This is a genomic window from Marinobacter sp. BW6 (genome assembly GCF_008107725.1).
Classification (GTDB): domain Bacteria; phylum Pseudomonadota; class Gammaproteobacteria; order Pseudomonadales; family Oleiphilaceae; genus Marinobacter.
Genome location: NZ_VIRN01000064.1, coordinates 1,375,072 through 1,387,253 on the forward strand (window position 1 = coordinate 1,375,072; position 12,182 = coordinate 1,387,253).

Below are 12,182 nucleotides of genomic sequence, written 5' to 3' on the forward strand. Positions count from 1 at the left end.
AGCGAACGGTAGCTTAGATGTGATGTCCGTTTCGCTCTGCGGACGTGCCCGTCAGGGCGGCAGTATTACTCGTAAGTGCAGAGGTACGCGGTATCGATGTCGGTCTTTGCTTTGAAGCTAGCCTGCCCGGCTACGTCAAAACTCTCGCCGGCTCCGTAGGTCATCCACTCCTCCATGCCGGGGAGCAGCACGGTGAGCGCACCGCTTATGACAGTCATGGTTTCTTTCTTGCTGGTACCGAACTCATACTCGCCCGGGCTGATCACACCAACGGTGGCTGGCAGGGTCGAGGTCTGGAAAGAAATGGACTTGGCCTGGCCGTCGAAATATTCATTTACTTGCAGCATGTGCTGGGCTCCTGGAATAAGTTTGGGCGACTACTATACGGGAATTTTGTGCACTTCCAATGACAAAATAATCAGTCTGAGGCGTCCTTACTGTTGTGGGATATTGGCCGCTCTGTTTCAGTCTCAAGTCCGCTGTAAAGCTTGTGAGTGTCTGGATCGTATCGTTCCCGCAGTTCGTCTTTGGTGGTACCGCTCCAAAGCGAAATACCGGTGAAATAACCCGCCCGCCCTATGACATGAGCAGCAATCGGTGCCGTTAACAGGATAAATACGATGAACGCGATCGCCCTTGCGGCGACAGCGCTGTCGGAGAAATGAAGCGCCACCCCGGCCATCGTCAGTATGGCGCCCATCGCACCCGCTTTGGTGGATGCATGCATGCGTGTTGGCAGGTCCGGCAACCTCACGATGCCGATGGCTGCAAGCACCATGAACGAGGCCCCTGCCAGTAACAGGATAGAAACGAAAATTTCACTCATCCTTGAGGCCTCCGCGCTCCAGGAACCTGGCGAACCCTATTGCCGCGAGGAAAGCGGTGAGTGATATCACGATAGCCACATCAAGAAAACTGGAAACACCGGTATCAATGGCATGAACCCCAACATAGCCAACCACCACGGATGCAATCAGCTCAAGTGCAACCACTCGGTCTGCCAGGGAAGGGCCCCGGGTTAACCGGATGAAGGCAAAAAGTAACGCCAGGGACAGCATGAGATAAACAATATTAATGGCGATTCCAAGCATGGTGGCCTCCTAGCGCATAACCTTCAGGATTCGGTGTTCCAGTTCTCTCAGGTCATTTCTGAGCTGCTCCTCGTCCTGAAGAAACATGGCGTGGATGAACAGCACCCGTCGATCATCGGAAACATCCAGGCTGAGGGTCCCCGGTGTCAGTGAGATCACACTACTGACGAACATGATCTCCATATCGGTACGCGCCTGTAGCGGAAATGCGATCACACCGGGCTTCATGTGCCAAACCGGCGTGGCGACATCGTAGGCAACTCGCAGGTTGGATTTCACCAGCTCTTTCAGGAAAAAGGCCAGGAAGGCGATTAATCTCGGAATTCTCCGGGAGTAGCCCTTCAAAGCGGGCACCTGGTTTTGTAGAACCATGAGCGCAATGTAGCCAAAACAGAAGCCGGCCAGCAGGTTCATGGCAGTGACGCTGCCACTGAGAACCACCCAGGCGATTGCAAGCAGCAGGTTCCAGAACAGGCCAATCATTTCGGCGTCCCTCCAAGAACCGCTTCTATGTACAGCTGCGGGTTCATCAACTGGTCTGCGGCCGTCTCGGCCAGAACGTAAATGGGCTGCCCGTACAGGCCAATAATGAGCGTGCAAGCCGCAAGCCCGACCACCGGCACATAGTAGGCCCAGTTGTGCGTATTTTTTATCTCGCCGTTGAGCCTGCCGACATCGGTCACATGGTCGGGAACCTTTTTCCAGAAGACTTCCGCCCAGATCTTGATCATTGAGTACAGGGTCAGCAAGCCAACCAGCAGAGCGATGGCGGAGATCACATATTCACTGGCCTCCAGGCTGGCTTTCACCACAATGAACTTGGCGAAAAAACCGGACAAAGGCGGAATACCGGCGAGCGAGAGCGCCGGAATCAAAAACAACAGAGCGAGGTACGGGCGCTGACGGTAAACACCGCCCAGGTTCTTCAGCTCATAGCTCCCAAGCAGACGGTAGGTGATGCCGCTCACCAGGAACAGATTCGTCTTCACAATGATGTGGTGCATGATGTAAAACACGCCGCCAATCAGGGCCAGAGGCGTGAATAGCGCCAGCCCGAGCAGCATGTAGCCGATCTGGCTGACAATGTGGAAAGAAAGGATTCGCCGGAATTCGAACTGCGCCGCCGCGCCGAGAACGCCGGTCAGCATTGTCAGGGCCGCGGCCCAGAGTAATATGGTGTGTGTGTAGGCGACGTCCTGCGTGAAGATCAGCGTGAACACCCGATAGAGTGCGTAAACCCCTACCTTGGTCAGGAGCCCTGCAAACAGCGCTGAGACGGCGACTTGCGGCGTGTGATAGGAGGCAGGGAGCCAGAAAAACAGCGGGAACGCCGCCGCCTTGATGCCGAACGATACCATGAACATCAAGGAGACCACCGTCACCATGCCCGGGTCTTCCACGCTGTTCAGTTTTTGGGCGATGTCCGCCATGTTCAGGGTGCCCACCATCCCGTAAAGCAGGCCCACGGCGGAGAGAAAAATAGCCGACGAGAACAGGTTCAGGGTCACGTACTTGATGGCGCCTTCCATCTGGGCCCGCTCTCCGCCCAGGGTCAGGAGAGCAAACGATGCGAGCAGCATCACCTCGAACCAGACGAACAGGTTGAATATATCGCCAGTCAGAAAGGCTCCGGCCACGCCGGCGAGTAGCAGGTGCATCAGGGGGTAATAACCGAATTTTTCATGACCTTTCGGCGTTGAGGCCAGCGAATAGATTGCGATGGCAAGGCCGATAATGCCGGTTAGCACAATCATGATGGCGCCAAGAACATCGGACACCAGCACGATGCTGAAGGGTGCAGGCCAACTGCCCATTTCCACCACCAGGAAGCCCTGCTCAATAGTTGAGTGCATGAGCCAGATGCCGGCCGCCAGCAACAGCCCGGTGGCAATAACTGCAAGGATCCGCTGAAGCTTGATGGAGCGCCAGAATGCCAGGGACAGAGCTCCGGCTGTCAGGGGTATCAGGATCGGGAGAACGAGTTCCGGGTTCAAGTATCCGTATCCTTCATCTTGTCCAGGTCATCGGTTCCGACCACTTCGTAGGCACGACGGATCAGAACCACGGCGAACGCCAGGACGCTGAAAGCAATCACAATGGCGGTGAGAATAAGGGCCTGTGGCAATGGGTCGGCCACTGCTCCAACGACTTCGCTCGCCCCATCAGGAATCAGAGGTGGCGCGCCCCGGGTCAAACCCGCGACGACGAAAATCAGTAGGTTGGCCGCATTGCTCAGAATGATCAGGCCAATGACGAGTTTGACGATAGAGCGGCGCAGCATCATGTATATGCTGGCTGTAAAAAGCAGCCCAACGACATAGGCCATCAATGTTTCCATAACTGAGACACCTCCCTGGCAATGAATGCACCGTTCATTCTTCCGACTCCATCAGGCTGATCACAAAGGTCATCAGCGTGCCCAGGACGGCCAGGTACACGCCAATGTCGAAAATCAGAACGGTTGATAGTTTCAGGTAGCCTTCACCGGGGAGTGGAACCTCCCACCAGAGTGCGGTAAGCATGGCCTGGCCAGTCCAGAAGGCAGGGATTGTTGAGGCGAGACCGAAGAGCAAACCGGCTGCCAGAATATCCCGAGGGCTGACACGCAGCAGCTGGCGTGTTGATTCAGCGCCAAAGGCGAAGGCATAAAGCACAAAAGCACTTGCCGCCACCAGTCCACCGATAAAACCGCCGCCGGGTTCGTCGTGCCCGCGCAAAAGCAGGAACACCGAAAACATCAGTTGTAGCGGCATAATGGCAAGAGCGGCGGTGTGGAGAATGAGCGTGTTGGTTTTCATGGCTTGTGCTGGTCCTCCGCCCTGAGTTTGACCATTGAGTAAACACCCATCGCCGCAAGGCCCAGAACAAAGATTTCTCCCAGGGTGTCCAGCTGCCTGAAATCCACCAGAATTACATTGACGATGTTTTTGCCGAAGGCCAGGCCATAACTGTTTTCAATGTAATAACTGGAGATACTGTCGAAGTACTGGATATCCAGTACCGCAAGCATCAGCAGGGTCATGATCGCGCCGGCAAAAACCGCCACCGCCAGGTCCCGATAACGTTCCCACGGCGATGAGAGGTTGACGAAAGGCGGCAGTTTGAAGAGCACCAGAACCAGCAATATCACAGTCAGGGTCTCCACCAGGAGCTGCGTGATGCCAAGGTCGGGAGCGCTGAAGTGGATGAATATCAGGGCCACCCCGAAACCCAGCACACCGACTGAGGCAACGGAACCCAGCCGGGACCGTGTGACGCTGGCAAAGATCGTTGCCGCGACAATAAGAAGAGCAATGCCAAACTCGTAGAAGTAGCCGTTGCTGAAATCGAAATCCAGCTGAAAACCGTGGCGGGTGAACAGCGTGTAGCCCGTCAGACCAAAAGTGACCAGAACGAGGATCAGCAGATAGATGCCGAGAACCCCGTTCTGCAGCACTCGGGTTTGCCAGCTTGCAACCTGGGTGATTCCGAGCATGAATCGGAAATAGCCCGCCTCAGGACCAAAGCGGCTGGCGGCGGTGTTGACGGCGTAAAGCGTCGAATGCAGTCGCTGCCAGGTCACAAAAAGCAGGGAGCCTGCGAGGAGGCTGGCGCCAGACAGCATCAACGGAACATTCACTCCGTGCCACAGGGCCAGAGCCGTCTCTACCCCACTGCCATAGACGGATGAGACTGTGGCATCCAGCACGAAGGTTGCGGGCAAAAACGGCGCCACGCCAAAAATCAGCGCCAGAAGGGTCAATACGGCCGGGCCAATCAACATGGCGACGGGGGCGTCGTGGGGCTGTTTCGGAGTGGTGCGAACGGGACCGAAAAACGGCTTCAGGAAAACCAGTCCCGCTACGGCCACGACCAGAATCGAAGAAGCGACAGCCGCTGTCAGGAGCGCCCAGGGCCACCCCGGCGAGTTGATAACCGACTCGAACATCAATTCCTTGGCAACGAAACCGAAAAGTGGCGGAAGCCCTGCCAGCGACAATGCAGCCAGACCGGTAATAGCCGCGGTCCTCGGCATGCTGCGCCAGAGCCCGCCCATTTTCGTGATGTCTTTGGTGCCTGTTTCGTGGTCCAGTGCGCCCGCAAGCATGAACAAGGCGCCCTTATAAAGCGAGTGCGCCACCAGAACGCAGACGAAAGCGATGATCGCCTTTTCTGTGCCGACCCCGATGAGCATGGTCAGGGTGCCCAGTGCCATGACCGTCGAGTATGCAAGCACCTTCTTGATGCCGGTGCTACTGAAGGCCAGGTAGGCGCCAGTGAGCATGGTTGCAGCGCCAAAAAACATCAGGGAGTTGCTCCATAGCGCATCCCCGTCCATGGATGAATTCAGACGTGCCAGCAAATAGACGCCGGCCTTGACCATGGTCGCCGAGTGCAGGTAGGCAGAAACGGGAGTGGGCGCAGCCATGGCATTGGGTAACCAGAAGTGAAAAGGTACCTGCGCAGACTTGGTGAAGGCTCCGATGAGTATGCAAACCGCCGCCGCGGTGTAGTAACCATGGTCGTGAATGGCGAGATCGGATGCCAGTATCTCGGAGAACGAATAGCTGCCGGTGATGAAGATCAGGAGGATCAGACCGGCCATCAGTACCAGGCCGCCTCCCGCTGTGACGAAGAGTCCCTGCAGGGCGCATTTCCTGGCTTCTGCATCTTCATGGTTGAAGCCGATCAGCATGTAGGACGTGATGCTGGTCAGTTCCCAGAACACGAAAAAAGTGATGAGGTTATCGGATAACACCAGCCCCAGCATCGACGCCATGAACGACAGCATGGTGACGTAGAAACGGCCGAGATCCTTATGGCCCTGGAGGTAAGAGCCGGCATAGATCAGGATAAAGGTTCCGATGCCGCTGATCAGAAGCGCGAAGACCAGTGCCAGGCCATCAACCATGAAATCCAGCGAGACGCCGAGCCCAGGCATCCACTGGTTACGAATCAGAAGAGTTTCACCGTCGCTGACCGCCGGGATCAGGCTGGCAAAATAGGCCGTCAGCAATGCGGGGAGAAGGGCCAGCACCCAGCCAATGTGTTTGCCTGCAACGCGATAGAGCGTGGGAACCGCCACAGCCAGCAAAAATCCCGAAAGCACAGCCAGTAACATCATTCAAGGGTGCTCCTTTAAGACCCAAGTTAAAACGTCCTGCAGTTAACGGCGGTTTTTATAATCAGTATTTAATACGATTCCTTAGCAAAAAAAGTTCTTTGAGTTATTGACTGAATTACTGGTCCCAGGGGTGGCCCCGGGTGTTTTCTGTGGTTTTAACCTTCAAATGCATGGCAGCTTTTGCCAGGAAGTTGGCGCTCACAGGCGCTGTCATGAACAGAAAGGCGGTGATCAGGAATTCCTCAATACCAATACCCTGTCCAAGTGTGCTGAAGTAGATCACAGAGCTGATTACAATAGCGCCTACCCCAACCGTGGTGGCTTTGGTGGGGCCATGAAGGCGAGTGAAGAAGTCAGGTAAGCGAGCCAGGCCAATAGCGCCGATCAGGGTAAATGCGCCGCCGATAAGCAAAAGCAGGCAGATGGCGTATTCAGCATAGGGATTCATCGGGTGTTTCCTCCAGGAGCATTTGTTTGCCGGGTGTGGGCTTACTCAATGACGCTGCCCCGTTTCAGATATTTGGCCATGGCGACGGTTCCAACAAAGCCCATTACAGCAATCAGTAGAGCCGCCTCAAGGTACATGCGTGTTCCAAGTGTGAGGCCCAGCAGAATGATCAAAGCAATGGCGTTGATGTAGAGCGTGTCGAGTGCCAGCACTCTATCGGGCGCATCCGGTCCCTTGATCAGACGGTATACATTTAAAAGCGCCGCCACAGTGACCATGGCAATGGTGATGTAGAGGGCGGTAACTATCATTGAAACATCTCCAGCAGAGGCTTCTCGTAGCGGGTTTTGATCGTGTCGATAACTGTCTGATCATCTTCCGCGTCGAGCGCGTGAATCAGTAGCAGCTTGTTGTCATCACTGACGTCAGCGCTAACAGTGCCGGGCGTCAACGAGATGGTGCTTGCCAGAATTGTGATGGCCAGAGGGTGCTCCAGCTCCAGGGGATAACAGACAAATGCAGGTCGTGCCGGCCGCGGGCTGAGGATGAGCCTTGCCACTTCAACACTGGCGATAACAATATCCCAGACAACGCGCAGGAGGTAGGCCGGCACTCTCCAGGCTTTTATGAACGCCGGCGGATCAGGCCAAAAGCCCTGGGTTATCTGCGGTATTGCCCACGCCAGGATCAGGCCCAGTACCGCACTGCCGCCGCTTATTCCGTCACTCAGAAACTGCCAGGTGATAAAAAGGGTAAGGCTCAGCCAGGGCTGGGGAAAACTCAGGCGATCAAGCATCAGCTATCCTCCCTGACCATCTTGGTTTGCAGGATCTCAATATAGGCATCCTTGTTGTGCAACTGTTCTGCCGTGGCATCGGTGTAGCGGGTAATCGGGCCGGCCAGCACGACGATCACCACTGCCAGTGCGGTCAGGGCACCGGCTGCGACAGAAATCCGGCCGTTGAGCGGATCTGGCTTTTCCAGATGACCATCCACCGTGCGCCAGAAAACGATACTGCCAGCGCGGCTGTACGCGATAACGGTCAGGAAACTGCCGATCAGAAGTACTGACCAGAGCCATGCCATTTCGGTTCCCGACTGAACAGATTGCAGAATCAGTACCTTGCCGAAAAAGCCACTCAATGGCGGAAGACCAGCTGCTGCTACGGCACCGACCAGGAACAGCACGCTCAGGAAGGTGCGGTTCTGCATTTTGGGGGCGGTAACGATTCGGTCCTTGGCCGAGCCCCTTTGGTTGGCCACCAACTCCGATACCAGGAACAGGCCGCCAACCGTCCAGGTGGTGCTCAAAAGATAGAACAGGGCAGCAGACAGACCTGCTTCGGACCCGAGCGAGATCGGCGCCAGCAACGTGCCCACGGAAATGATGACCTGCCACGCGACCAGGGTTTTCAGGCTGCCGGACCCCAGCGCGCCAATAACCCCCATGGCGAGGGTGGCCAGGGCAATTGGGAATAGCCAGTCCATGCCCAGATTGGCAAGTTCGCCGGCGTCGTCGCCGAAGATCAGGAGATACACCCGCAGAATGGCGTATATGCCAACCTTGGTCATCACTGCGAACAGCGCGGCCACGGGCGCCGTGGCTTTGGAGTAGGCACGGGGTAACCAGAAGCATAGGGGAAGGATTGCGGCCTTGAGACCGAAAACCACCAGTAACATCATGCCGCCGGCTTTGACGATGTTCAGACCTTCCCCGGACACCTGCGGAATCTTGACGGCCAGGTCTGCCATGTTGAGAGTGCCAGTGACGCTGTAGATCATGCCGACACTGATCAGGAACACGGCGGAGCCAATCAGGTTCAGCACAACATAGTGCAGGCCCGGAACGGTCCTTATCGTGCCGCCGCCATGCATCAGCAACCCGTACGAGGCAATAAGCAGTACCTCGAAAGCAACAAACAGGTTGAACAGGTCACCCGTCAGGAAGGCGATGTTCAGCCCCATCAGCTGGAACAGGAAAAGTGCATGGAACTGGCGGTTACCCTCGTCGGCACCGCCGATCGAATAAATGTGACAGAACAGGGCCAGCACGGCCGTCATGACCAGCATCAGTGCCGCCAGGCGGTCCAGGACCAATACGATCCCGAATGGTGGCTGCCAGTTGCCGAACGCATAGATGCGATAGCTGCCGTCGTCTGCCATTACCAGCAGCACGATGGCAGAAACCAGCATCAAAACGGTTGTAGCCAGTGCCAGCGTGCGGCGAAGACTGATGGGTGCATAGCCCATGAAAGCCTGAAGAATGCCACCTAGCAGCGGAATCAGAACAGGAGCGGTAAGCCAGTGGTTCATTTACCGGTTACCTCCTCTTCTTCCGGAGCCGGCGATTTGTAGGGCTGTTTACCATCCACATGGTCGTCCTCGTTGTCTGCCAGGTTGCGCAGTGACAGTACGACAACGAACGCGGTCATGGCGAAGCCAATCACGATAGCAGTCAGTACCAGTGCCTGTGGCAGCGGGTCGGAATAGCTCGCAGCGGTTCCGAGGACCGGTTGCTGGCCGGTCGCCAGGCGACCGCTGGAGAAGAGAAAAAGATTCACACCGTAGGACAGCATGGTGAGTCCCACGACTACAGGAAAGGTGCGAGCCCGCAGAATCAGATAAACGCCGGATGCCGTCAGGGCACCAATGACCAGCGCAAAAACAAGCTCCATTATGCACCCTCCTTTTTACTCTTTATGGCGGAATGGGGGGATATCCGGCCGATACTTACCAGCGCAAGCAGGGTAGCGCCGATCACGGTGAGATAGACGCCCAGGTCAAAGATAAGGGCAGACGCGACCTCAAATTTGCCAACCACGGGCCAGGTTATGTAATCGAACGTGGAGGTCAGGAACGGATAGCCAAAGGCGAGGCTTCCGGCGCCTGCAACCGTTGCGAAGAGCAGGCCCAGGCCGATCACGTTGTGGTAGCGGAAAGTGATTCGGTCCTCGGTCCAGTTCATGCCGCTGGCAATGTACTGGAGGATAAGGGCAACCGAAGTGACCAGGCCGGCGATAAAGCCGCCACCGGGCAAATTGTGGCCCCGCAGGAAAATGAATGCGGATACCATCAGTGCCAGTGGCAGCATGGGTCGGGCAATCAACCGAAGCATCAACGGGTGGGAATCCCGCGTCCACGCATGGCCCTCGCCGTCGCTGGGCGGTGGCGTCAGGGCGGTGTCCTTGAGCATCGCGTAAATACCCAGGGCCGCAATGGCGAGAACGGTGATCTCGCCCAGGGTATCGAAGCCCCGGAAGTCCACCAGGATCACGTTGACCACATTGGTACCGCCACCGCCGGATTTGCTGTTTTCGAGGAAGAAATCAGAAATCGAGCTGAACGGTTGGGTCAGCATGGCCAGGGTGACCAGCGTCATGCCAATCCCGGCAACCGCCGCAATGGCAATATCCCGCAGCCGACGTTTCAGCGGTGTCTCGATTGGAGTCCATGCAGGCATGTAAAAGATCGCAAGCATCAGCAGAACAATGGTCACGACTTCGACGGAAAGCTGTGTCATTGCGAGATCTGGTGCTGAGAAGCGGGCGAAAGCCAGAGCTACGATCAGGCCGACCACGCTCAGAAGAACAAGCGCATAGAACCGCTGCCGGTGCAGGATGGCTGTTGTCAGTGCACAGAGGATCAACAGACCGGCCGCGATCGCCGTTGGCATATCTACCGGGCTTAGCCCGTTTTCGCCAACAAAAATGCCAAGACCAAGAAGCGGCATGGCTGCGACCGCGATGGCGCTTACCAGGAGAAGCATGACGTATCGCTGAAGCGAGCCATTTTCGATGCGCGTGGTGAATCTGTTGGCCATATCGACAATTCGCAGGACCACCGCTTCAAACACCGCCTTCTCATCAATCTCCTTGAATCGGGCGTGGAAGTCGAAGAAGCGCTGACGCTGACTGTACATCAACAGACCACCGAAGAACGCGACAAAACTCATGATCAGCGGAAGGTTGAAGCCATGATAGACAGAAAGCGTGTAGTCCGGCACGTCGCCGCCGAGCGTGGCCGAGGCGGCGATATGGAGCAGAGGGCCGACAGAGATGGCAGGGAAAACACCGACCATGATGCAGGCAAACACCAGGATCTCAACCGGAAACTTCATGTAGCGAGGAGGCTCATGAGGTGGATAAATAGGAAGATCCACGGGCTTGCCGTTGAAGAACACATCGTGGACAAAGCGGGCCGAATACGCCACAGCGAAAATACCGGCGAGAGTGGCGACAATTGGTGGTAGCCAGGCCCAAAGCCCCGGCAGGTTCAACTCCAGTGACTCGGCGAAGAACATCTCCTTGCTCAGGAAGCCGTTCAGCAAGGGGACACCGGCCATGGATGAAGCGGCCACCATGGCCAGGGTCGCGGTGTGGGGCATGTAGCGCCAGAGGCCGTTGATGCGGCGCATGTCCCGGGTGCCGGTCTCGTGATCGATAATCCCGGCCGCCATAAACAGAGAGGCTTTAAAGATGGCGTGGTTGATCACGTGGAAGACGGCGGCCACGGCGGCGAGCTGCGTGCCCATACCGAACAGAAGGGTGATCAGGCCCAGATGGCTCACCGTTGAGTGCGCCAGAAGTCCCTTAAGATCATGCTTGAACATGGCGACATAGGCGCCGATGAGCAGGGTGGCCATGCCGGTAAAGCTGACCATGTAGAACCACTGTTCCGTGCCTGCCAGGGCCGGATACAGCCGGGCCATGAGAAAGATACCGGCTTTGACCATGGTGGCCGAGTGCAGGTAGGCAGATACCGGGGTCGGCGCCTGCATGGCGTGCGGTAGCCAGAAATGGAACGGAAACTGGGCCGATTTGGTGAAGGCCCCGAGCAGAACCAGGGTAAGAGCGACCGGATACAGGGCATGGGCCTTGATCTGGTCACCGGCCGCCAGAACATCATCGAGTTCGAAGCTGCCGACAATATTGCCGATGATCAGTATGCCGGCCAGCAGCGCGAGTCCACCGCCGCCGGTGACGGCAAGTGCCATCCGTGCGCCACGACGGGCGTCCTGTTTGTGGGTCCAGAAGCTGATCAGTAGGAACGAGGTCAGGCTGGTCAGCTCCCAGAAAATCATCATCAGGAGCAGGTTGCTTGAGAGCACGATGCCGAGCATGGAGCCCTTGAAGCACAGCAGCAGGGCGTAGAACTTGCCGACGTTTTCATGAGCCTTCAGGTAATAGCGGGCGTAGAGAATGATCAGCAGCCCGATAATCAGGATCAGCAGGGCGAACAGCAGGGAAAGCCCGTCCAGCCGGAAACTGAAGGAGAGCCCGAGGGCCGGCAGCCATTCGTAGCTGTGCAGAACCACGCCGCCACCGGCAAGCGTATCCCAATGCGGGAAAAGGGCTGCGAGTGCAATCAACGCGGGTACAGAAGATGCAACGGCAATCGCCGTTCTGCCGCCCTGGGCGAACAGGGGGGCGGCTATGGCGCCCAGAAAAGGCAGTAAAACAACCAGCGGTAGCGACATCGCAACCTCGTTATTGGTTTTCTTTTACGTGAGTATTAAAGGCATGTTCGCCTGAGTCTAGTC

At 56.7% G+C, this 12,182-nt stretch carries 14 protein-coding genes; all 14 read right to left on the reverse strand.

Annotated elements, in window-relative coordinates; all coding sequences use genetic code 11:
• Nucleotides 1-65: 65 nt before the first annotated feature.
• The 14 genes from FMN52_RS15000 to FMN52_RS15065 all read right to left on the reverse strand — a co-directional run bounded on the left by FMN52_RS15000 (nt 66) and on the right by FMN52_RS15065 (nt 12,119).
• The gene (locus tag FMN52_RS15000) at nt 66-347 is read right to left on the reverse strand and encodes a pyrimidine/purine nucleoside phosphorylase (protein WP_088827498.1); all 282 of its coding nucleotides are present in this window, start codon (nt 345-347) and stop codon (nt 66-68) included.
• Nucleotides 348-418: 71 nt separating this feature from the next.
• Nucleotides 419-826 carry a monovalent cation/H(+) antiporter subunit G gene (gene mnhG, locus FMN52_RS15005; protein ID WP_148609380.1) on the reverse strand — a complete coding sequence of 136 codons (408 nt, stop codon included), beginning with the start codon at nt 824-826 and terminating at the stop codon, nt 419-421.
• Entirely contained in the window at nt 819-1,091 is a 273-nt protein-coding gene (locus tag FMN52_RS15010) for a monovalent cation/H+ antiporter complex subunit F (RefSeq protein WP_148609381.1), read from the reverse strand. Before FMN52_RS15010 ends, mnhG begins: the two co-directional genes overlap by 8 nt.
• Nucleotides 1,092-1,100: 9 nt before the next feature.
• Nucleotides 1,101-1,574: a Na+/H+ antiporter subunit E gene (locus FMN52_RS15015; RefSeq protein WP_014577874.1), complete on the reverse strand. Its 474-nt coding sequence runs from the start codon at nt 1,572-1,574 to the stop codon at nt 1,101-1,103.
• Entirely contained in the window at nt 1,571-3,085 is a 1,515-nt protein-coding gene (locus FMN52_RS15020; RefSeq protein WP_148609382.1) for a Na+/H+ antiporter subunit D, read from the reverse strand. The genes FMN52_RS15015 and FMN52_RS15020 overlap by 4 nt, the downstream gene beginning before the upstream one ends.
• Complete coding sequence (locus tag FMN52_RS15025; RefSeq protein ID WP_148609383.1) at nt 3,082-3,429, reverse strand: Na+/H+ antiporter subunit C; 348 nt, start codon at nt 3,427-3,429, stop codon at nt 3,082-3,084. The genes FMN52_RS15020 and FMN52_RS15025 overlap by 4 nt, the downstream gene beginning before the upstream one ends.
• 34 nt (nt 3,430-3,463) lie before the next feature.
• On the reverse strand, nt 3,464-3,889 hold the full coding sequence (locus FMN52_RS15030; RefSeq protein ID WP_148609384.1) for a Na+/H+ antiporter subunit B: 426 nt from the start codon (nt 3,887-3,889) through the stop codon (nt 3,464-3,466).
• Nucleotides 3,886-6,195, reverse strand: coding sequence for a putative monovalent cation/H+ antiporter subunit A (locus FMN52_RS15035; RefSeq protein ID WP_205424931.1), 2,310 nt, complete (start codon nt 6,193-6,195; stop codon nt 3,886-3,888). The genes FMN52_RS15030 and FMN52_RS15035 overlap by 4 nt, the downstream gene beginning before the upstream one ends.
• Nucleotides 6,196-6,310: 115 nt before the next feature.
• On the reverse strand, nt 6,311-6,643 hold the full coding sequence (locus FMN52_RS15040) for a Na+/H+ antiporter subunit G (RefSeq protein WP_148609385.1): 333 nt from the start codon (nt 6,641-6,643) through the stop codon (nt 6,311-6,313).
• 41 nt (nt 6,644-6,684) lie between these two features.
• Nucleotides 6,685-6,954, reverse strand: coding sequence for a K+/H+ antiporter subunit F (locus FMN52_RS15045; RefSeq protein WP_088827505.1), 270 nt, complete (start codon nt 6,952-6,954; stop codon nt 6,685-6,687).
• Nucleotides 6,951-7,439: a Na+/H+ antiporter subunit E gene (locus FMN52_RS15050; protein ID WP_014577867.1), complete on the reverse strand. Its 489-nt coding sequence runs from the start codon at nt 7,437-7,439 to the stop codon at nt 6,951-6,953. The genes FMN52_RS15045 and FMN52_RS15050 overlap by 4 nt, the downstream gene beginning before the upstream one ends.
• Nucleotides 7,439-8,956: a monovalent cation/H+ antiporter subunit D gene (locus tag FMN52_RS15055; RefSeq protein ID WP_148609386.1), complete on the reverse strand. Its 1,518-nt coding sequence runs from the start codon at nt 8,954-8,956 to the stop codon at nt 7,439-7,441. The genes FMN52_RS15050 and FMN52_RS15055 overlap by 1 nt, the downstream gene beginning before the upstream one ends.
• The gene (locus FMN52_RS15060) at nt 8,953-9,318 is read right to left on the reverse strand and encodes a Na+/H+ antiporter subunit C (protein WP_088827508.1); all 366 of its coding nucleotides are present in this window, start codon (nt 9,316-9,318) and stop codon (nt 8,953-8,955) included. The genes FMN52_RS15055 and FMN52_RS15060 overlap by 4 nt, the downstream gene beginning before the upstream one ends.
• Nucleotides 9,318-12,119 carry a monovalent cation/H+ antiporter subunit A gene (locus tag FMN52_RS15065; RefSeq protein WP_148609387.1) on the reverse strand — a complete coding sequence of 934 codons (2,802 nt, stop codon included), beginning with the start codon at nt 12,117-12,119 and terminating at the stop codon, nt 9,318-9,320. Before FMN52_RS15065 ends, FMN52_RS15060 begins: the two co-directional genes overlap by 1 nt.
• Between the last annotated feature and the right edge of the window lie 63 nt (nt 12,120-12,182).